Source organism: Myroides oncorhynchi, from assembly GCF_020905415.1.
Lineage (GTDB): Bacteria > Bacteroidota > Bacteroidia > Flavobacteriales > Flavobacteriaceae > Flavobacterium > Flavobacterium oncorhynchi_A.
Window position 1 is genome coordinate 2,415,781 of sequence record NZ_JAJJMP010000001.1, and the last position, 20,141, is coordinate 2,435,921.

Genomic DNA, 20,141 nt, shown 5'->3' on the forward strand with positions numbered 1-20,141 from the left:
ATGAAACCAATTATTACACCACAAGAACTACGAGCATTAAAACACTCTAATACTTCATTTGTATTGATAGATGCTACCAATAGTAAAGTCGCGAGAGAGAATTATGACAACCAACATTTAGACGGATCAATATTCGTAGATGGGAATACGCAGTTGGCAGAGATAGGAGAGGATGCTTCTAAGGGAGGGAGACATCCCTTGCCTTCTGTAGAGAAGTTTGGACAAAGTCTTCAAGACTTAGGGATAACACCAGATAGTCATGTGATTATTTATGATACTGTATTCGGTGGTAATTCAGCAGCGCGCTTTTGGTGGATGCTTACAGCAGTAGGACATCAAAAGGTACAAGTATTAAGTGGAGGGATGGCCGCTGCAGAAAAAGTAGGTTATCTAGTCAATAACAATAAAGTAAAAATAAGTGAAGTAGGGGTATATCCTACTACTGTATGGCAGTTGCCATTAGCTGATATTAATGAGATAGAAGCTAATACAGAGCGCGAAGATTATATCGTAATCGATGTGCGTGAGGAGAATAGATATAAAGGAATCTCAGAACCTATAGATACCGTAGCAGGACATATTCCTGGTGCGGTTAATATTCCCTATATGTCTAATCTAGATAGTGAAGGACTATTCTTAAGTGAAGAGTTATTAAGAGAGAAGTATTCTGCAGTGTTAAATAATTACTCAGCAGAAAATAGTGCAGTTCACTGTGGCTCAGGTATTACTGCCTGTCATACTTTATTAGCTATTACAGCAGCGGGATTACCAACTCCTAAGTTATATGTTGGCTCATGGAGTGAATGGTCTAGAAGTGGTAAGACTATTGCTACTGATAAGTAATACAAAAGGACTGTCTGAAAAGACAGTCCTTTTGTATTATTACTGTTTTAAAATCTTTGTTTTAATTATACTAGTTTATAAATAGTTACACTCTTCTCATTAAACTCTAAGAACTGCTGATAAGTAGTGTTATATGCACTAGTACGAATAGTATTATCTTGATGTAGTACATCTCCTGTTCTTGAAACGATATATACAGCTTCATTTGAGTTGATTAATACGAAGGCATCTAGTGTAGTGTCAAAGTACATATTGTGGTATTTGATATTTTTTAGTTGTATTTGTATTTTGTTTAATAGGGTAGAAGTATTTTCTTTTATCTGGTATAAGTGAATTTCTTTTAAAGTTTCCTTGGTAGCTTCGTCATCACCTTCCACATAAGGATCATGTTCGATAGCAACTGTATTGGCATTAATCCAACATATTTGTCTTGACTCATGTTCACCTCCATAAATATTGATGTCTTTTATCCTATTGTCAATGATGAAATGATTAATATTGTAAGCTTTTATATAGTCGAATGACCCCCATACCCATCCAGAACTCAGAAAGTGTTTATTATCAGGAGAAATTTTTAATTCACCATAGAAATAGTCATAAGTACTAGGCCAAGCTAGTTTGTTACTTTCTTCATGTGTTTTATGAAACTCAATATGTTTTTCTTCAGCACCTTCTTCTATTAAAGACTTAGCAGCGGTAAGCACCTGTCGAGTATCTAGATTCATTATCTGTACACGGTTCCAATCATCAGCATAGATAAGATGTGGTACGTCGTTATCATTTTTATATAATGAGATAGGGTATTTAGTAATATTAGTGTGATAATCCCCCCTCCATAAGTGTAATCTATATTCTTGTTTAGGGTTAAATACATAACCATGACGTTTAAAGTTATTGACTATAACGATGATATCATCTAGTGTATAAATAGAGATAGGCTCAGTTAACTCAAAGCCATTATCTGTATACCCCATACTATCTTTTAGACTAGATACTTTAATAGTCTCATTAGACAGGAAGTTATACCTTGCTAGATCACCATTACTCAGTACCATTACTATTTCATTCTCTTTAGATATCGCAGCAGAGAGGATAGTCTCTTCTGTGGTAATTGTGTAAGTGCCTTTCTTTTCGATTTTCATCTGTTGCAATTTTTAATACGAATATACATTAAATTAGAAAAGGCTATTCTTCTCTGAATAGCCTTTCATATTATTTAGGTTCTATATTATTCCATATCACTTCATCAGGAGTAGGAGCAATGATAGTCATACTCTCTTTAGTCACAGGATGAATAAACGTAAGCTTACGAGCGTGTAAGTGTATACCTCCATCAGGATTACTTCTATCTGCTCCATACTTTAGATCTCCTTTAATAGGACAACCTACTGCGGCTAACTGACAGCGTATCTGATGATGTCTTCCAGTGTATAAGTCTATCTCTAAAGCAGAGTAGTTCTTTAACTGGTGAAACATTGTATAAGTAAGTCTAGCTTTCTTGCTATTAGGAACTTCTTTTTTATGCGCTTTCGAAGTGTTATTCTTAGGGTTTCTTACTAAGAAGTGTTCTAGCGTATCTTCTACCTTAGGAGGTGCGTCTTTTACCACTGCCCAATAGGTCTTTTGCGTCTCTCTATTTTTAAAAGATTCGTTTAATCGCGTTAGTGCTTTTGACGTTTTAGCGAATACTACTAACCCTGATGTAGGACGATCTAGACGGTGTATAACGCCTAGGTATACTTCACCAGGTTTGTTGTGTTTCTTTTTTAAGTAAAGCTTTACTATTTCGCTTAACGGCATATCGCCTGTCTGATCACCTTGTACTAGATCACCTACACGTTTATTTATAATGATAATATGGTTATCTTCATGGAGTACTTGTAGGTTTTCGGGTGTAGAGACAATTTTCATCTGTAATAATTTTAAACAAAAATATCCTTTTTATATGTAAAAAGGATATTCTCTGTATTTTAAATAAGTAAATTTATTCTAGTACTGTTCTTTCTCGTTAGGGAAGTCAACAGCTTTTACATCATCAACATATTGTGCTACTGCGTTTTTCATATCTTCATAGATATTCATATAACGACGTAAGAATTTAGGACTAAATTCATGTGTAAGACCGATCATATCATGGATAACTAATACTTGTCCATCTACGCCATTACCAGCACCGATACCAATAACAGGTATAGAGATGCTCTCAGCTACTTTTTTCGCTAGTGAAGCAGGAATCTTCTCTAATACTAATGAGAAACACCCTATCTCTTCTAACATCTTAGCATCTTTGATAAGTTGGTTAGCTTCTTCTTCTTCTTTCGCTCTTACAGTATATGTACCAAATTTATAAATAGACTGAGGAGTAAGACCTAAGTGTCCCATCACAGGAATACCAGCATCTAAGATACGCTTAATACCATCTCTGATTTCTTCTCCACCTTCCATCTTGACAGCGTGAGCTCCACTTTCTTTCATAATACGAATAGCTGAACGCAATGCTTCTTTAGGATCAGATTGGTAAGAACCAAATGGTAAATCCACAACAATTAGCGCTCTGTCAGCTCCACGTACTACAGACTGTGCGTGATAGATCATCTGATCTAGTGTGATCGGTAAGGTAGTCTCATGACCAGCCATAACGTTACTAGCAGAATCTCCTACAAGCATAACGTCAACTCCACCTGCTTCTAATACTTTGGCCATAGAGTAGTCATAACACGTAAGCATTGATATCTTCTCTCCGTTGGCTTTCATATCTATTAGCGACTTAGTTGTCACTTTTTTATAGTCCTTTTTTGCTACAGACATTTTTCTTGTTTTTTTGGGTTATTATAAAATAATATATAAATATTAGAAGTAAGACTAACAGAAATATATTAACTCTACCTTACTTAACTTACCTTCTGCAAATGTGAATCGATATGCTGAATCACCTATAGGTATTTGATAAGCTTTTTCAGTAGATAGAATTAAGTTAATTAATCCCTTTCCAATTTTTAAAAATTCTTTCTCAGTTGTATTTTCGTTTAAGATGCTATTGTTTATCTTAAAACCTGCACCATTGGCGATATTAACTATTCTTAAGGTATAAGTTTTATTAACATCATGACCGATACATTCAGCATTATTGAACTTAATATTGCTTTCATAATTATCAAGAGCACAATCATCTAAGTTAGAATAGCTTTCTTTAATTCTTCCAAAAGCTTTCTCTAATGTGGCTAAGCTAAAACCTTTTGTTGGTTCTATCACATTATTTAACGTAAAACCAAGTTGTTTTTTGCTCACCATCGCTAATATCTTATCGTACATTTCTTCCTCAGGAGAAGCTTTTAGTACTTCAGATTGTAATCTAGCAATAGTAGCTTTCTCTGGTTGTCCATTTCTCTCAGCAAAGTCTGCAAACACTAATAAAGCTTTTGCGGCTTCTTCATCAGTACTATTCCATCCTAGTTCTACGATGCGTTGCACTAGTCTTTTTTGTTCTTTAGGATCAGTAGCTTTTTTATAGTTTGTGATAAGGTTATTTAATATAGGCCTTTTACCAAGATACTTCACAGGGATATATCCTTGCCCTTCATTAAACGTGATTTTGATCCATGCTTCCTTATCGTAAGGATAGTAATTAATTCCTACAGGAGTACCATTATAAAGTACCCCCAATGTTTCAGCTTGATGATTTGGAGCTGTTCTAACTTTAAGTCCCCCTACTAGTGTAAATAGATGAGGACTGCCATAATAATCATCAAAGTCTATAATAGGTGAAGGAGATTTTTCAATCTCATCCTCGCTAGATGTGATAGTTTTTAGGTTCTTACCATCTAAGATGTATGTAATACCAAGGTTTTCCGTTGTTATTTTGAATACATCTTTATTTATTTTTTCTATATTTTCTAAATATGCTCCACGTACATATACACCTATTTGTGTAGATCCATTAGCATCATCGTACGCTACAGTAGGAGTGGTTACATATAATTGGTTTTGTCCCAACGCAACTGATGAGATTAATAAGCATAATATTCTGAAGGTGTTTTTCATTTTCTTAGCAGTCTGATAAGTTTACAGCCACAGCAAGACCTCCTTCTGAAGTCTCTTTGTATTTATTATTCATGTCTTTTGCAGTTTCCCACATTGTATTTACAACTTTATCCAAAGGTACTTTTGCATTTTTAGGGTCAGTATCTAAAGCTAGCTCTGCAGCATTGATTGCTTTAATTGCTCCCATTGTGTTACGTTCAATACAAGGTACTTGTACTAATCCTCCAATAGGATCGCATGTTAAGCCTAGGTGGTGTTCCATTGCTATTTCAGCAGCAACGGTCACTTGTTCTGGTGTTCCTCCCATCATTTCACATAGCGCTCCAGCAGCCATAGCACTAGATACTCCAATTTCTGCTTGACATCCTCCCATTGCTGCAGAAATTGTTGCTCCTTTTTTAAATATACTACCTATCTCGCCAGCTACCATCAGAAATTGTTTGATTTCTTTTTCGCCTGCTTTGTGATTTTCTATTACTAGATAATACATTAATACTGCTGGGATAACACCAGCACTACCATTAGTAGGAGCTGTTACTACACGACCTAGAGATGCGTTTACCTCATTTACCGCTAAAGCAAAGCAGCTTACCCATTTTAGAATTTGTCTAAAGTAAACTTTCGTTTTTCTGATGGTTTGTAGCCACTCTTGAGGTGTGTTATAAGGTAAATCTCCTTTAAGTTTAGTATGTGTATCATAAGCGCGTCTACGTACATTAAGTCCTCCAGGTAAGACCCCCTCGGTATGACAACCTATATACATACACTCTAGCATTGTATTCCATACACGCATTAACTCATGGTGTATCTCCTCCTCAGTGCGTATAGATTTTTCGTTCTCATATACTATCTCAGATACAGACATATTCTGTTCTTTACAGTATGCTAATAATTCGGTAGCTTTCTCAATTGGGAAAGGGAAAGTTGCTTTAATCTCCTCGTTTTCTATATTCTCAACACTTTCTTCTTTAACAACAAATCCTCCACCAATAGAGTAGAAGGTAGATTCATAGATGTTATGTTCACCATATATAACAGAAAAAGTCATTCCATTAGCGTGAAATGGCAAAAAGTTTCTATTAAATACAATGTGTTCTTTAGGAATAAAGTGTATAGATGTTTTACCTCCTAATAGAAGTGATTGAGAAACATTGATTTGTTCAATAATACCACTAATATCGTCTATAGGAACATATTCTGGATCAGCTCCGCTAAGTCCTAGCATAACCGCTAAGTCAGTAGCATGCCCAACTCCAGTCAGAGATAGTGAACCAAATAAGTCGATTTTTAAAGATGAAACTTGGTCAAAGATATTGCGTTCGCGCAATTCTTTTAAAAATAGCTCTGCAGCTCTCCAAGGGCCTAAAGTGTGTGAACTCGATGGTCCTACACCAATCTTTAGCATATCAAATACAGAAATACATTCCATAAAATAGTAGTGAGTTTAATAATACGAAGATAGCTAAATTCTAATCAGAGACAACTTTTAGAGACTTATTTAACGCAAGTTGAGAAGTACATTCTAACGATATACTACTTAGTACTATCTGATAATTAGTTTAATGCTCCTTGAGACTATTATCTCGCATTTGTTTTAAATCTAGATTATGCGATAGACATATGAACAAAAAGTAATTATACAAGATAGGTCTGAATTAGTGATTTCAGCATACTATAGTGTGATTATAGAAATAATGAAAGAGTTATTAAGTAAATTTGCTTTGTAGTATTTGGCTAATGTAATGTGGGTTTAATATCTATACCTAGTGAATTATCGATAAATCTCTTACTCAAGATAAATTAAGGGCGTAGTAAAATCTTAATATTAAATTAATATCTTTGCAAAGCAATGAATATTAGGTTTATTGGAATTTTTAAGACCATTCTTCTAGGTCAATATTTAAAAATAATCTTATCATTTGTTAGTAGGCTAGAATAGGGATTTTTATGCAGTTTTGGTGTGGATGAGTCCATAGTGACTCCATTAAAACAGGTTTTTTAATGGAGTCACTATGTTCTAACAATGCTGTCAGTATACATTCATATGAATGAAGATAGGAACAATTTTAAAAAAAAGCTATTAATAAAGTGTTTTTGGAATGGGATAGGGTAAAATAAGCTTAATCTTTATGAAATAGGATCATTGATTTCTAATGAAATAGAAATGAGTATCAAGTGCAAAATTATGAAATAGAAATGAGCAGATCTGATAGAAGGGCATTAAAGTGAATTATATTTTTACAAAGGATAAAAAGTAGTTAAGTGCTCTTTTAGGAGCAAGTGTACTGACAATATAAACTGACGGAAAAGGCGATAAGATGATCGTAGAAAGGCTTAAAAGTGACATTGTGACATTATAGAATGCCTAAAACTGACTAAAAACAGACAAAATCAATCCTTTTTTCTGTTGGCATAAAGATTGTTTAAGAGTAACCGAGCTTGATGCTCACGACAATGAATTAAGTATAAAAATAAACTATAGAAAATATTATGAGTAAAATAATTGGTATTGACTTAGGAACTACAAACTCTTGTGTTTCTGTAATGGAAGGAAATGAGCCAGTAGTAATTTCAAACGCTGAAGGAAAAAGAACTACACCATCTATCGTAGCTTTCGTAGAAGGTGGAGAGATTAAAGTAGGTGATCCTGCAAAACGTCAGGCTGTAACTAACCCAACAAAAACGGTTGCTTCTATCAAACGTTTTATGGGAGAGAGATATAGTGAGGCTGCGAAAGAGACATCTTCAGTACCTTACAAAGTAGTTAAAGGAGATAACGACACTCCACGTGTAGATATCGACGGACGTCTATATACTCCACAAGAGATCTCTGCGATGACTTTGCAAAAAATGAAAAAAACAGCTGAAGATTTCTTAGGACAAGAAGTATCAGAAGCAGTAATCACTGTGCCAGCTTACTTTAATGACGCACAACGTCAAGCGACCAAAGAAGCAGGAGAAATCGCAGGATTAAAAGTAAGACGTATTATCAACGAGCCTACTGCGGCTGCGTTAGCATACGGATTAGACAAAACAGGAAAAGATCAAAAAGTAGTAGTATATGACTTAGGTGGTGGTACATTCGATATCTCTATCCTTGAGTTAGGAGATGGTGTATTCGAAGTATTATCTACTAATGGAGATACTCACTTAGGTGGAGATGACTTTGATAATGTAATCATCAACTGGTTAGCAGAAGAGTTTAAAGCTGCTGAAGGTGTAGATTTACGTCAAGATGCTATGGCATTACAACGTTTAAAAGAAGCTGCTGAGAAAGCTAAAGTTGAGTTATCATCTGCAACACAAACAGAGATTAACTTACCTTATGTAACAGCTACTGCTTCTGGACCAAAACACTTGGTACAAACATTAACAAGAGCTAAATTTGAGCAATTGTCTGATGAGTTAGTACGTCGTTCTATGCTTCCATGTGAGAAAGCTTTAAAAGATGCTGGTTTATCTAAATCAGATATCGATGAGGTAATCTTAGTAGGAGGTTCTACACGTATCCCAAGAATCCAAGAAGAAGTAGAGAAGTTCTTCGGTAAAAAACCACATAAAGGAGTTAACCCTGATGAGGTAGTTGCTATCGGTGCTGCTATTCAAGGAGGAGTATTAACAGGAGATGTAAAAGACGTATTGTTATTAGACGTTACGCCACTTTCATTAGGTATCGAAACTATGGGAGGCGTATTCACTAAGTTGATTGAGTCTAACACAACGATTCCTACTAAGAAATCACAAGTGTTTTCTACTGCAGCGGATAACCAACCATCGGTTGAAATCCACGTATTACAAGGAGAAAGACCAATGGCTACTGATAACAAGACAATTGGTCGTTTCCATTTAGATGGTTTACCACCTGCACAAAGAGGTGTTCCTCAAATCGAAGTAACTTTCGATATCGATGCAAACGGTTTAATCAAAGTATCTGCTACAGATAAAGGAACTGGTAAATCTCATGATATTCGTATCGAGGCTTCATCTGGATTAACTGAAGAAGAAATCCAAAGAATGAAACAAGAAGCTGAGGCGAATGCTGATGCTGATAAAAAAGCGAAAGAGTCTGTTGAAAAAATCAACGAAGCTGATGCTATGATATTCCAAACAGAGAAACAGTTAAAAGAATTCGGAGATAAATTATCTGATGGTAATAAGTCTAACATCGAAGGAGCTTTAGCAGAATTAAAAACTGCTTTTGAAACTAAAAATGTAGATACTATTCAACCAGCTTTAGATAAAATAAACGAAGCTTGGAAAGCTGCTTCTGAAGAAATGTACAAAGCACAAGCTGAAGGTGGACACGGTGCTCCTGAACAAGGACAACCTAACCAAGGTGGTGATGCTGATGGTACACAAGATGTAGAATACGAAGAGGTAAAATAATTCCTCCCCGTTTTATAGTTATAAAGAGAGAAACCGAGTCTGTATAGGCTCGGTTTTTTTATGAGGTAAAGTTTGATTGTTATATTTTATTTTAAAATGTTATGATTAACTTTGTGTTGTAAATGAATAGGTTATGAGTATAGAAACAAAAAGAGAACAGTTAGTAAGCTTCCTTAAGGATATAAATGATGAGGACTTAATCGATAGGATAAGTGAATATGTAAGCTCTCTTAAAAATGTAGGAAAGGATATGTTTACGCCTATGTCTGAAGAAGAGTTAGAGCGCAGATTAGCTATATCTCGTAAAGATTATGAAGAGGGAAGGTATTATACCTTAGAGGAAGTAGAAGAGATGAGTGCTAAATGGTAGTAGTATGAAAATAATATTATCTGATTTTGCAACTAGTCAATTAAGGAATATATACTTCTATTATGTTAATCATGTCAGTGTAAGCAAGGCTAAAGAGGTAAAGGATAATATTATTACAGCAATCAAGCAGTTAATTAATTTTCCTTATTTAGGACAGAAAGAAGGTATGATGTATAGTCGATTCGAGAGAAGATATCTCTTAGTTTATGAGTATAAAATTCTATATGAGGTAACTGAAGAGAGTATTGTTATTCTGGATATCTTTCATACCAAGCAATCTCCTTACAAGATGTATGTCAATGAAGATAGAGAAGAAAGTCTGAGAAAGAATAGTAAACCGAGTCTGTAAAGGCTCGGTTTTTTATAAAGCTTTCTCATAGCAGTTGAATACCCCTTTTCTAAATGTAACAGTTCCTACGTGTGTATAACCTTTTTTAAGGTATACTGCATTAGCTGTATCATTAAGAGAATAAGCATCAAAGCGTATAGAGGGGTACTTATGTTCCTTAGCATATTGTTCTGCATAGAGGATCATTTGGCTTGATATACCTTTGCCCTGTGCTATAGGATGAACAAATAATCTGTGAATAACGAGAAATGGTGTCTTTGTAGACCAAACCAAATCATCGTATTCTACATCATATTCTTCATTTAGCACCACATAAGCAAGTATCTCTCCATGTTCTAAATAGATATAGGCTTGTTGTTTATGTAGATCAGTAGTCAAGGTCTCCTGATTAGGATAGTGTTCATCCCATTGATCAAGACCTTGTTTTATCATATGATTTTTTACAATATCAAGCACTTCTAACGCTTGAGATAGATAAGCTGTTGTAAGTGGTTTTATCATAGTAATAGCTTAAATGGTAGACGGATAACCAATGTCATTAATGTCCTCTTTTAGTAATTCCCAATCTTCTAATTCAGAATTTAGAGTTAATATCATTTCTTTAGTTAGTGTCTTACCTTGATAAATTTGTCTGATAATCTCTTTCTTTTCAGCTGTCATAGACTCTTCTTCTTCATCGAAGTAATAGTTGGTTGCCCAATTAATGTATGTTTCCGGATTATTGTCAAAGATGTATAATTGATCATCTGAACCATCCTCCTCATTATCTACCTGGCCTATTGTCCATTGTTGGTTGTTATCACTCCAGATACAATAAGTTGTACCAATACCACTAATATACTCTCCAAAAATAAACTCTATGTATTGATTAGGAAGTCCTGCTGTTAGATCTTCTTTATTAGGGAGGTTTTTCTCAAAATCATATAGTTCATGGTCAAATCCATTGATTATTGTTCCATCTACTCTAAACAGTATAACCATATCATTGCCTTCACCATCTCGCATCTGAAAGAATTCTTCATCATCAGACCAAATATGATTGTATAAATAGTATCTATATTCCCAATCTTGACATAGTATAGCATCTAATGTAGCAAGTGATTTACACAGTTCTTTTAATACTTTAGGATTAGGTAAGTCAGCTCTATTTGTTGTGTTCAATTTCATAATAGTCTAGATTATTTTGTTTGTAATAATATATCAAGCTCCTCATTATTGTAATGATTTGGAGTAGTTAATAGTAACTGATGTGGTAGTTCATTAGTTATAAGTTCGTCATGTATAAATGAGAAATTAATATTGGGAGGTACAGCTAATATTACCACTTCATAGCTGATAACAGTATAGTCCTCATTGATATTGGTTGTACCCTCTAGAATACTAATTCCTCTGTCATTAAAAGCATTTGCAATCGTCAAAACAATATCCTCCCATAGTTCTTCTAAGTAATCAAAACTATTGTGTATATCCACGATAGCATAATCAAACTGTATAGATAGTGCTACTTTTTGCGGATAAGGAATAAGTAAGTTTTGTTGAGATATAATCGGCATAATGTTATAATGAATAGCTAAAGGTAATCAAAAGCAGTTTTAAAAAACTTATTTTTGTTGATATGATGTTATATGACTTATTATGTTTGAGCTATTAATTCAACACATTCAAGAAAAAGTACAGTTGACTAAAGAAGAAACTGTTCGTTTAGGAGATTATTTTACAGTTAAAAAACTAAGGAGAAAGCAATACTTATTGCAAGAAGGAGACGTGTGTAAGCACATGGCTTTTGTTGTGAAAGGAGTACTGAAGTCTTATGTGATAGACGAAAAAAGGATAGAGAATATTAACTTCATTGGTTGGGAAGGCTGGTGGATGGCAGATTCTTATAGTTTCTTTACAGGTAAAAAAGGAGAGTTGAACATTGATGCTTTAGAAGAAGCGGAATTACTACTTATAAGTAAGGAAGACTATGATAGAATAGTGATAGATATGCCTGTAATGAGTAACTACTTCAGAATATTCTATGAACGTAGCTTAGCGAATAAAGATAGACGTATACTGAGTAATATAGCCTATAATGCAGAGGAGAAGTACGCGCAAATCATTATTTGTTATCCTGACTTAGTCAACCGTATTCCACAGCATCTTTTAGCTTCTTATTTAGGTCTGACCCCAGAAACAATTAGTCGTATTAAGAAAAAAATGAAGTAATCTACTTGATCTAGATCAAGGGATTGACTTATCTTAGGTCAATGCACAGCTATTTTACTTGCTTTAGCTTTGTCTTCAAAGAAATGAATCATGAAGAACAAAGCATTAGTAGTAGGCGTTAGTGGTATTGCTGGTAGTAATCTAGCAAAAGAACTAATCGCTCAAGATTGGACAGTATATGGATTAGCAAGAAATCCAAAAGGGATTGTAGATGGAGTCGTTCCCATCGCTGCAGACTTATTAGATACAGAAGGTTTAGCTATAGCCTTACAAGATATAGCGCCTACCCATGTTTATTTTACCACATGGATGCGCAAGGACACAGAGGCAGAGAATATCATTGTCAATGCTACTTTAGTAAGGAACTTACTAGATGTATTATCTCCTAAACAGAGAGTAAAACATGTAGCTTTAGTGACTGGATTAAAACATTATTTAGGTCCTTTTGAATCTTATGTGAAATCTGGTATCCTACCTATCACACCAGTTAGAGAAGAACACCCTCGATTAGAATTAGAGAATTTCTATTATGCTCAAGAAGATGAAGTGTATAAAGCATCTAAGAGAGACGGCTTTACTTGGAGTGTACATAGACCTCATACTTTGATAGGGCATGCAGTAGGTAATCTGATGAATATGGGGATTACACTTGCTGTGTATACGAGTATATGTAAGGAAGAAGGTCTTCCTATGGTGTGGCCAGGATCAGAAGCACAGTGGAATGGGGTATCAGATGTAACAGATGCGGGCGTATTAGCAAAACAGTTGGTATGGGCATCTACTACTGATACAGCTAAGAATCAAGCCTTCAATGTTACCAATGGAGATGTGTTTAGATGGAAGTGTTTATGGGAAGAAATAGCTAACTATTTTGACATACCTTTTGAAGGGTATAAGGATACTATCAGACCATTAGAGGTAGCCTTATTGCAGAAGAGTGAGGTATGGAAGACTGTTATAGCGAAGCATAAACTACAAACTATGGATTTAGATATATTAGTTTCTCCATGGCATACAGATGCAGATTTAGGGCGCCCTATAGAAGTAATTACTGATATGTCTAAAAGTAGGAAGTTAGGCTTTACAACTTTTAAACCAACAAAAGACTCTTTTATAGAATTATTTGAACAATTAAAAGCAGAACGTCTTATACCATAAGATAGAATTAAGCAGACTTCGGTTTGCTTTTTTATTGATATTATTTCAATCAATTTTATTTAAACTGGACTATCTCGCTTGCTGATTATAGTTGTATTTTTGTAAAAAATAATTTAAGAAGCACAGTTGTATATCTTCTTTGTCTTACAGAAGTAAATAGATAAGAGTATAGAAGTGTTTTCTCATTTCATTATCATGACAAATAACACAATAGATCCTCATATTATATCTATACAGAGTACTGTCTCTACTGGATATGTGGGGAATAACTCAGCTAGTTTTGCTATACAGCTTCACGGAATTAATTGTGTAGCGATGCCTACCATTCTTTTATCAAGTCACACAGACAAGCCCGTTTATTATGGAGAAGCAGTGCCTAAAGAATTGTTCGAGAAATTGGCTCGTGGAGTATTAGAAATTAACACTGCTCAACTTACGCAGTATGTAGTAAGTGGATACTTAAAGAGCAAAGAGATAATAGATGCGACAGCAGAGTTTATAAAACAATTAAAAGCAGAGCATACTATCACCTATATCTATGATCCCGTATTTGGAGATACGCGTACAGATGGACTGTATATTCCTAAAGAACAGGCAGATTATTCTAAAGAACAATTATTAGCGTTAAGTGATATCTTGACTCCTAATCACTTCGAATTAGAATACCTTTTAGGTAAGCGTATAACGAATGAGCAAGAGCTAATAGTAGCTGTACAGGCAGATGAGGTATTGTCTTCTAAAATCATTGTTTTGACTACAGCAGAAATGAAAGAGAATATTAATCATCAAGTAGAAGTCATCTTGATTAATCAAAGTGAGTTGACTCATTTTTATGCTGATAATATACCTGTAGAAGTAGTAGGAACAGGAGATTTGTTCACCGGAACATTTTCTGCACAGCTAACGAAAGGTCGTACGATAGAAGAAGCTATACAGATTAGTATGAACTTCTTGTCTGAAGTATTGAGATATGTTCATCAGCACGGATTAAAGGAGATGAATGCCATGGCTATCTTACAAGCACAAGATGTGCTGGCAGTAAAGTATAAATAAAACAGAAAGGCAGTATGATATCATATCGTACTACCTTTCTTATTTAACCTAGAATATTAAGGACTTATGTATGTGATAACGAAGCTACCATAGTCTTCTGATCAGAGAATAAGCCTATTAACTCTTTTGTCACCATCAGTGTGATATCATCATCTTCTTTGTATAAACTATAAGTAGCTTGTCCTATCTCAGGGTTAAAAGCAAAATAGATAGTCTGTGTCTCTTCTGTGCAGCATGCATTTATTATTGCATCGAGTTGTTTGACATGGTGATCTCCTTGGTAAATAGAATAGATCGTTAGCTCACTTTCTTCTTGCTCATAGATGATAATGGCATCCAATGCTTTGCTATAATAAATAGAGTTTTTAAAACCAAAATCTAAATTAGCATAACAATAAAAGAAAGCCAAGCCTACATTTTTAGTATTTAGCCTATTATATGTATATCCATTTTTGACATATTCTTCAAATAAAGCAAGTGATGCAGGGTTGTCTAAATCTAATTTCTCTAAACTCGATAGAGTAGAAGATTTCATATTCGTCTTTAGTGTAGCTTGATACTCTTGTACAGGCACATACCCAAATTTTGGGTAGAAGTCTAGTACTGTATCGTTTGCAAACAAGAAGTAGCCTGTTACTATATCTTTGTATTCTACTTCTATGTATTCTAATAAGAATCTTGATAAACCTTTGTTTTGATGGGCTGGTTCTGTCATCACCGTACCTAATTGTCCTGCTTTATACATTTTCTTATCCTTCGTTATTTCGAATAGGCTTAAAGTCGTATGTGCTACTATTTTAGTATCTAGAAATAATGAAAACAGTATACAGTCTTCTCCCCAATATCCCGATTGGTAATATGCTTCGAAGTCAAACTCCCATACTTCCTGACACATTCTATTGAACTCTTTTCGTTTTTGTTCATCATCTTGATAGTTGATATACAGGGTATAAGATGTATCTTTTATAATTACTGATTTACTGGTCATAGTTCTTATTTATTTGGTGCAAAGTTCTGAATAATACCTTACTTATCTATTGACAGTATTGTTTAATAAATGTGCAATACGTTGTTTTTATTGTTAACTTTGACTTATTAACTACAGTGTGATGAGTCAACATTTTCCTATTCGGATGGTAATATCAGATAATATTATTCCCTCTTTATTTTCTACTACTACACATAGAGAGAAAGGAATACTGCTGTCTTATTGTATGGAGGGAAGTAATGAGCTCAAAGTAGACAACCGAACAGAAACATTCACAGTAGGTTCTCTATTGACAGTATTTCCACAGCGTTTGTTCTCTATTCCCACTTCAGAAAGCAAGGGGAAGTATCTATGTGTGCTGTTTGATCTTGATAGTATTAAAGACCTTATTCTACCTACTAATTATCAGTTTTTAAACGAGTTGGTCAGACACCCTATTATTCATTTGAATGAAGGTGATCAAAAAGTTTTTATAGATTATTACCAATTGTTGTTGGCTAATCGCAGTACAGATACATCTGTTTTTTATCCTGATGCGATGAAGTATTTATTGTATTCTTTAATCGCTCATATCAACCGATTCTATGAACAAGATGAGGTAAAGTTGAAACCAAGTTCTAAGAAAGAAACAACCGTTTTTAGACTGTATAACTTGGTTCATCAGCATTATTTAGCAGAACATACAGTGCAGTTCTACGCTGATCAATTAAAGCTTACTCCTAAGTACCTAACGACTTTGGTACGCAGGCAGACAGGTAAGACTGTGTCTGCTATTATTAATGAGTTAGTACTCACTCAAGCGCAGTCTTATCTTATCGCAACTGATAAACCTATCTACACAATAGCTGAAGAGCTTCAGTTTTTAGATACGACCAGCTTCTGTCGTTATTTTAAAAAATCTACAGGACTATCTCCCTTAGCCTATAGACAAGCGCATTTATAGGCTGTCAGTTTAGGATTTAGTTTATTCATTCCTCCTAGAGTAATCTTAGCGATACGATTTGAACCGCGTAATTTTTATGTGGATACTATCCTATTTCAGTTTAGATAGAATCCTCAGTATATTTTAGTTTTAGATAAGAGGAGGATAACTGGAGAGTAAAAGAACATTTCTTGGACAAACAACCTTTCTAGTCTACCATTCTCAGGTTATTGTCCATATATTGTCGAAGAAAATCAAAACAATGCCTGTATTTACTAGGTTTGAGAGCTGTTTGTTGTTTTAATACAATAGAGGTTGTTTAGGATTAATGTGTTTGTATATAGTGTTTTAATTGTTTTTTGATATTAAAAAAAATGCACCTCTTTTTTGAAATATTTATGTAACAAGCAATTTTTTAGGGTGTTTTTGTAAAAAAAGTGAGTAAATAATCTTTTTAATAGCTGTTTTATCGCGCTTTTTTAAATGAAAAGTAAAAAAATAGGGATGCTTTTTTAAACCCAGATTCCGCGATAGACATATAAACAAAAAGTAATTATACAAAATAGCTCTGAATTAGTGAGTAAAGCATACTATAGTATGGTTTAAGAACTAATGAAAGAGATATGTAGTAGAATTGCTTTGTAGTATTTGGCTAATGTGGAATCAGGGTTTAACGTGCTGTAGTAGAAGGAATACTGTGCTTATCAAAAATAAGAGATGTGCTCTAAAACAATTTTTAAAGAAAATGAAGATTAAGGAATTGTTCTAAATTATAGCAAAATAAGCAATAAAGAATTGATAACTATTTCGTTGAGATAAAAATTAATATCTTTGGAATATGAGTGAAGTAAATAGAATACATTCTTTTCAACCTGTAGTTTTTGATGAAGCTAAAGTATTGATATTAGGTACGATGCCGAGTATTAAATCGTTAGACTTTCAGGAGTATTACGGCAATAAGCTGAATGTGTTTTGGAAGATAATATTTAGTGTTTTTCGAGAAGACTATAGCGATGTGTATAAGGATAAGCTCGATTTGCTTCAGCGCAATGGGATAGCCTTATGGGATGTCTTGCAGTCTTGCGAACGCAAGAGTAGTTTAGACAGTGATATCATAGCAGAAGAAGTTAACGATATTAAGGGATTACTAATAGAATATCCTAATATCCGTACAATCGTATTCTCCAGTCAAAAAGCAAGACAATATTTCGATAAATACGTAGGGCAGATAGAGGGGGTATCTTTACTAACTTTACCTTCGCCGAGTGGAGCAAATGCAAGAATGAGTTTTCAAGAGAAAGTAACTCATTGGCAAGAATTAAAAAATAAAGTATGAAACATTTAAAAAAAGAACATATAGACTTCTTAGTGACGTTAAGTCAGAATAATAATAAACCTTGGTTTGCAGATCATAAGCCAGAGTTCGATAAGTTATTCGCTGAGGTGAAGGCTTTCTTTAAAGTAGTACACGATGAGATGTTACAGCATGATAGTATAGATCTATTACATGTACACCGCATTTATAGAGATGTGCGCTTCTCGAAGGACAAGACACCTTATAAAACTTATTTTGGATTGCATTTAGGACGTACTAAGCCGATGCTTAGAGGAGGATATTATGTGAATATAGAGCCAGGTAGAAGTTTTGTAGGAGGTGGTTTTTGGGAACCTAATAAGGAAGATTTATTGCGTATCCGTAAGGAAATCGCTATGGACGATAGTGAACTTCGTGAGATTATAGCAGAAGAACAATTCCAGCAGTACTTTGGAGAACTACAAGGGGGAGAATTAAAGACTGCTCCTAAGGGATTTGACAAGGAGCATCCTGCTATCGACTTATTGCGTAAGAAGCAGTATCTAGTGATGCGTTCGTTCACAGATAAAGAGGTGTTAGCATCTAATTTTAAAGAGGAAGTTATCAAGACATTTATAGCGATGAGACCACTGTTTGACTATATGTCAGATATACTGACTACCGATGTGAATGGGGTGAGTCTGTATGAGTAGAGGGGTTTGTTTAAGGAAACAGGAAACTGAGAACAGGAAACTGAGAACAGGGAACAGAGGACTCCTTTTAGGGAGTGAAAATTACAGATGTTTGTCTTTCAGAAAGGAGGTGTGTGTATCTTGCTTAAGACAATATATGACCAGTAGTATATCCGTATCGTATGTCATTCTGAGTTTGCGAAGAATCTCATTCTATAGCTGTAGAGTTACTAGTGAGAAGCTTACTTTGTCAGCAAGACATACTGTGTGGTTAGTTACCCTCAATGGATGTCTTGAGTGTATAGTAATGGTTAGTTAGTCTATCTACTCACTATGTCACCATGGGAAAGTCTTTGAGAGCAGAGTAAGTATATCACAGGATTCAAGTCTTATAGATAATAGGATTATACAATAAAAAAATGCTGACTACGGTCAGCATTTTTTGTTATCAGTTTCCAGTTACCTGTTTTCTTTATTTAGTTCCCTAAATTATTTAATAATCTGTACTTCGAACATCTTATCCCAGTTCTTACCTGTTAGGAAGAATGTTTTAGTCTGTGGGTTATAAGCGATACCATTCATTACATCTCTGTCTTCGTGGTATGTTGTAAGATTTAATAACTCGCTAAAGTCTATAATAGCCTCTATCGCACCTGTTTTAGGATTGATTACTGCTACTGCATTTTGTGCGTAGAAGTTAGCATATATTTTACCGTCTACCCATTCCATTTCATTAGCGTATGGGATTACATTCTTATCTGTATATACGCTTACTCTGTCTATTTCTTTAAATGTTTCTGGATCTAGTTTGTAGATAAACTCAGAGCCTGATGTCATATACAGATGTTTACCATCATTAGTCAGTCCCCATCCTTCCATCTTCTGAAAGTAAGGTAGTGTTTTCTCTTGTACTAATGTCTCCGGATTAAAGACATAAGCTTCATTATTCTGATAGGTCAGTTGGTATAGTTTACCATTTAGGATAGTACACCCTTCACCAAAGATTTCCATTGGTTGTTTGTGAATCTTGATGATTTTACCTGTTTTATAATCTACTTGACGTACACTAGAAATACCTTTTTTACCTGTACCTCTTCCTGCAGTTGTTCCTCCACCTTCACCATTACCAGTGCTTTCATATAATATACCATTGTAAAATTCTAGTCCTTGAGTATAAGACTCTTGATCGTGTGGATATGTATTTACTATTTTATACGTGTAAAAAGCAGGAGCGTTAGGAGCAGTAATTTCTATACCCGTTGTAAATTCTTTGTTAGCTGTGTCAGCATAAGCTATCGCTTTGATTGTTGTTTTGCCAAGTTTTTGTTGCTCTAAGTTTATATTCAGAACATCATTCTTCAAAGAAGTACCTACTTTTTTGTCATTGAAGAAATAAATTACAGAGTCTACTTGGGCATTTTCGGTAGTTTTTAGACTTAGTTTTATGTCCTCATTCCCCTTATATAGTTGCTTTAGATGCCCAGTTTCGATCGAAAGAACATTTTTTTCTAAATTTTTTTTGTTTGAACAGCTCATAAAAGCTATTCCTAATACTAACGGAATTAGAATGTTATATTTTTTCATGGTTATTTTTTAATTTGATACAATATACAAATCTAATGTGAATAGTTGAAAAAGCTTGGAAAAATAAAAAACCGTTGTATATTTGCAATGGCAAGTCCTACACGACCAGCTCCCTCTTAATCCTCCAGGGTGGGAACGCAGCAAAGGTCAGAGGTTGTAGCGGTGCGATGTAGGTAGCTTGCCATTTTTTTCTTATCTTATGTAATCTCCATGTTGGAGATTTTTTTTGTTATATATTTGATTAACATTTTTA

At 34.5% G+C, this 20,141-nt stretch carries 20 protein-coding genes and 1 other RNA gene; 11 read left to right on the forward strand and 10 right to left on the reverse strand.

The features are described 5' to 3' along the window. Positions 1–843, forward strand: coding sequence for a sulfurtransferase (locus LNQ81_RS10725; protein WP_229946606.1), 843 nt, complete (start codon positions 1–3; stop codon positions 841–843). A gap of 65 nt (positions 844–908) precedes the next feature. On the opposite strand, the gene LNQ81_RS10730 is transcribed toward LNQ81_RS10725, so the two are convergent. From LNQ81_RS10730 to LNQ81_RS10750, 5 genes are all read right to left on the reverse strand, one after another. Next, positions 909–1,985, reverse strand: coding sequence for a hypothetical protein (locus tag LNQ81_RS10730; RefSeq protein WP_229946608.1), 1,077 nt, complete (start codon positions 1,983–1,985; stop codon positions 909–911). A gap of 70 nt (positions 1,986–2,055) precedes the next feature. Next, complete coding sequence (locus LNQ81_RS10735) at positions 2,056–2,754, reverse strand: RluA family pseudouridine synthase (RefSeq protein ID WP_229946610.1); 699 nt, start codon at positions 2,752–2,754, stop codon at positions 2,056–2,058. A 78-nt stretch (positions 2,755–2,832) separates the two neighbouring features. Continuing rightward, complete coding sequence (gene panB / locus LNQ81_RS10740; RefSeq protein WP_121965489.1) at positions 2,833–3,651, reverse strand: 3-methyl-2-oxobutanoate hydroxymethyltransferase; 819 nt, start codon at positions 3,649–3,651, stop codon at positions 2,833–2,835. A 54-nt stretch (positions 3,652–3,705) separates the two neighbouring features. Further along, positions 3,706–4,884: an SH3 domain-containing protein gene (locus tag LNQ81_RS10745; RefSeq protein ID WP_229946612.1), complete on the reverse strand. Its 1,179-nt coding sequence runs from the start codon at positions 4,882–4,884 to the stop codon at positions 3,706–3,708. A gap of 4 nt (positions 4,885–4,888) precedes the next feature. After that, positions 4,889–6,313 (reverse strand): L-serine ammonia-lyase, encoded by a 1,425-nt coding sequence (locus tag LNQ81_RS10750; RefSeq protein WP_229946613.1) that lies wholly within the window; start codon positions 6,311–6,313, stop codon positions 4,889–4,891. Between the two features lie 1,061 nt (positions 6,314–7,374). On the opposite strand from LNQ81_RS10750, the gene dnaK reads away from it, so the two are divergent. The 3 genes from dnaK (at position 7,375) to LNQ81_RS10765 (ending at position 9,989) form a co-directional block, all read left to right on the forward strand. Continuing rightward, on the forward strand, positions 7,375–9,270 hold the full coding sequence (gene dnaK / locus LNQ81_RS10755) for a molecular chaperone DnaK (RefSeq protein ID WP_229946615.1): 1,896 nt from the start codon (positions 7,375–7,377) through the stop codon (positions 9,268–9,270). 133 nt (positions 9,271–9,403) lie between these two features. Continuing rightward, positions 9,404–9,640, forward strand: coding sequence for a hypothetical protein (locus LNQ81_RS10760; RefSeq protein ID WP_229946617.1), 237 nt, complete (start codon positions 9,404–9,406; stop codon positions 9,638–9,640). Between the two features lie 4 nt (positions 9,641–9,644). Beyond that, positions 9,645–9,989, forward strand: a complete 345-nt coding sequence (locus LNQ81_RS10765; RefSeq protein ID WP_229946619.1) for a type II toxin-antitoxin system RelE/ParE family toxin — start codon at positions 9,645–9,647, stop codon at positions 9,987–9,989. A gap of 12 nt (positions 9,990–10,001) precedes the next feature. Here LNQ81_RS10765 and LNQ81_RS10770 read toward each other — a convergent pair whose 3' ends face one another. From LNQ81_RS10770 to LNQ81_RS10780, 3 genes are read right to left on the reverse strand one after another with little or no spacing between them, the layout of a single operon-like run. Further along, entirely contained in the window at positions 10,002–10,490 is a 489-nt protein-coding gene (locus tag LNQ81_RS10770) for a GNAT family N-acetyltransferase (protein ID WP_229946621.1), read from the reverse strand. 9 nt (positions 10,491–10,499) lie between these two features. Continuing rightward, a complete protein-coding gene (locus tag LNQ81_RS10775) occupies positions 10,500–11,156 on the reverse strand; it encodes a hypothetical protein (protein ID WP_229946623.1) in 657 nt (218 codons plus the stop codon). 11 nt (positions 11,157–11,167) lie between these two features. Beyond that, positions 11,168–11,542 carry a hypothetical protein gene (locus LNQ81_RS10780; protein ID WP_229946626.1) on the reverse strand — a complete coding sequence of 125 codons (375 nt, stop codon included), beginning with the start codon at positions 11,540–11,542 and terminating at the stop codon, positions 11,168–11,170. Positions 11,543–11,624: 82 nt separating this feature from the next. Between LNQ81_RS10780 and LNQ81_RS10785 the strand changes: the two genes are divergently transcribed. From LNQ81_RS10785 to pdxY, 3 genes are all read left to right on the forward strand, one after another. Continuing rightward, positions 11,625–12,197 carry a Crp/Fnr family transcriptional regulator gene (locus tag LNQ81_RS10785; RefSeq protein ID WP_229946628.1) on the forward strand — a complete coding sequence of 191 codons (573 nt, stop codon included), beginning with the start codon at positions 11,625–11,627 and terminating at the stop codon, positions 12,195–12,197. A 90-nt stretch (positions 12,198–12,287) separates the two neighbouring features. Continuing rightward, positions 12,288–13,355, forward strand: coding sequence for an SDR family oxidoreductase (locus LNQ81_RS10790; RefSeq protein ID WP_229946631.1), 1,068 nt, complete (start codon positions 12,288–12,290; stop codon positions 13,353–13,355). 195 nt (positions 13,356–13,550) lie between these two features. After that, positions 13,551–14,408 carry a pyridoxal kinase gene (gene pdxY / locus LNQ81_RS10795; protein WP_229946632.1) on the forward strand — a complete coding sequence of 286 codons (858 nt, stop codon included), beginning with the start codon at positions 13,551–13,553 and terminating at the stop codon, positions 14,406–14,408. A gap of 64 nt (positions 14,409–14,472) precedes the next feature. Here pdxY and LNQ81_RS10800 read toward each other — a convergent pair whose 3' ends face one another. Next, positions 14,473–15,396 (reverse strand): GNAT family N-acetyltransferase, encoded by a 924-nt coding sequence (locus LNQ81_RS10800; RefSeq protein ID WP_229946633.1) that lies wholly within the window; start codon positions 15,394–15,396, stop codon positions 14,473–14,475. A gap of 121 nt (positions 15,397–15,517) precedes the next feature. Between LNQ81_RS10800 and LNQ81_RS10805 the strand changes: the two genes are divergently transcribed. From LNQ81_RS10805 to LNQ81_RS10815, 3 genes are all read left to right on the forward strand, one after another. Next, complete coding sequence (locus LNQ81_RS10805) at positions 15,518–16,339, forward strand: helix-turn-helix domain-containing protein (RefSeq protein WP_229946634.1); 822 nt, start codon at positions 15,518–15,520, stop codon at positions 16,337–16,339. A gap of 817 nt (positions 16,340–17,156) precedes the next feature. Continuing rightward, positions 17,157–17,654, forward strand: coding sequence for a DNA-deoxyinosine glycosylase (locus LNQ81_RS10810; RefSeq protein ID WP_229946635.1), 498 nt, complete (start codon positions 17,157–17,159; stop codon positions 17,652–17,654). After that, positions 17,651–18,325, forward strand: coding sequence for a DUF2461 domain-containing protein (locus LNQ81_RS10815; protein ID WP_229946636.1), 675 nt, complete (start codon positions 17,651–17,653; stop codon positions 18,323–18,325). The genes LNQ81_RS10810 and LNQ81_RS10815 overlap by 4 nt, the downstream gene beginning before the upstream one ends. A 468-nt stretch (positions 18,326–18,793) precedes the next feature. Here the strand turns inward: LNQ81_RS10815 and LNQ81_RS10820 are convergent, their stop codons facing one another. Then, positions 18,794–19,888, reverse strand: coding sequence for a glutaminyl-peptide cyclotransferase (locus LNQ81_RS10820; RefSeq protein ID WP_229946637.1), 1,095 nt, complete (start codon positions 19,886–19,888; stop codon positions 18,794–18,796). Between the two features lie 88 nt (positions 19,889–19,976). Between LNQ81_RS10820 and ffs the strand changes: the two genes are divergently transcribed. Then, positions 19,977–20,075: signal recognition particle sRNA small type (gene ffs / locus LNQ81_RS10825), an RNA gene on the forward strand. Positions 20,076–20,141 lie beyond the last annotated feature (66 nt).

Coding starts and splice junctions, on each gene's coding strand:
- LNQ81_RS10750 (WP_229946613.1), bottom strand. CDS start 6,313: ATGGAATGTATTTCTGTATTTGATATGCTAAAGATTGGTGTAGGACCA.
- LNQ81_RS10730 (WP_229946608.1), bottom strand. CDS start 1,985: ATGAAAATCGAAAAGAAAGGCACTTACACAATTACCACAGAAGAGACT.
- LNQ81_RS10780 (WP_229946626.1), bottom strand. CDS start 11,542: ATGCCGATTATATCTCAACAAAACTTACTTATTCCTTATCCGCAAAAA.
- LNQ81_RS10820 (WP_229946637.1), bottom strand. CDS start 19,888: ATGAAAAAATATAACATTCTAATTCCGTTAGTATTAGGAATAGCTTTT.
- LNQ81_RS10725 (WP_229946606.1), top strand. CDS start 1: ATGAAACCAATTATTACACCACAAGAACTACGAGCATTAAAACACTCT.
- LNQ81_RS10735 (WP_229946610.1), bottom strand. CDS start 2,754: ATGAAAATTGTCTCTACACCCGAAAACCTACAAGTACTCCATGAAGAT.
- LNQ81_RS10785 (WP_229946628.1), top strand. CDS start 11,625: ATGTTTGAGCTATTAATTCAACACATTCAAGAAAAAGTACAGTTGACT.
- dnaK (WP_229946615.1), top strand. CDS start 7,375: ATGAGTAAAATAATTGGTATTGACTTAGGAACTACAAACTCTTGTGTT.
- LNQ81_RS10790 (WP_229946631.1), top strand. CDS start 12,288: ATGAAGAACAAAGCATTAGTAGTAGGCGTTAGTGGTATTGCTGGTAGT.
- LNQ81_RS10810 (WP_229946635.1), top strand. CDS start 17,157: ATGAGTGAAGTAAATAGAATACATTCTTTTCAACCTGTAGTTTTTGAT.
- LNQ81_RS10760 (WP_229946617.1), top strand. CDS start 9,404: ATGAGTATAGAAACAAAAAGAGAACAGTTAGTAAGCTTCCTTAAGGAT.
- pdxY (WP_229946632.1), top strand. CDS start 13,551: ATGACAAATAACACAATAGATCCTCATATTATATCTATACAGAGTACT.
- LNQ81_RS10805 (WP_229946634.1), top strand. CDS start 15,518: ATGAGTCAACATTTTCCTATTCGGATGGTAATATCAGATAATATTATT.
- panB (WP_121965489.1), bottom strand. CDS start 3,651: ATGTCTGTAGCAAAAAAGGACTATAAAAAAGTGACAACTAAGTCGCTA.
- LNQ81_RS10775 (WP_229946623.1), bottom strand. CDS start 11,156: ATGAAATTGAACACAACAAATAGAGCTGACTTACCTAATCCTAAAGTA.
- LNQ81_RS10765 (WP_229946619.1), top strand. CDS start 9,645: ATGAAAATAATATTATCTGATTTTGCAACTAGTCAATTAAGGAATATA.
- LNQ81_RS10770 (WP_229946621.1), bottom strand. CDS start 10,490: ATGATAAAACCACTTACAACAGCTTATCTATCTCAAGCGTTAGAAGTG.
- LNQ81_RS10745 (WP_229946612.1), bottom strand. CDS start 4,884: ATGAAAAACACCTTCAGAATATTATGCTTATTAATCTCATCAGTTGCG.
- LNQ81_RS10800 (WP_229946633.1), bottom strand. CDS start 15,396: ATGACCAGTAAATCAGTAATTATAAAAGATACATCTTATACCCTGTAT.
- LNQ81_RS10815 (WP_229946636.1), top strand. CDS start 17,651: ATGAAACATTTAAAAAAAGAACATATAGACTTCTTAGTGACGTTAAGT.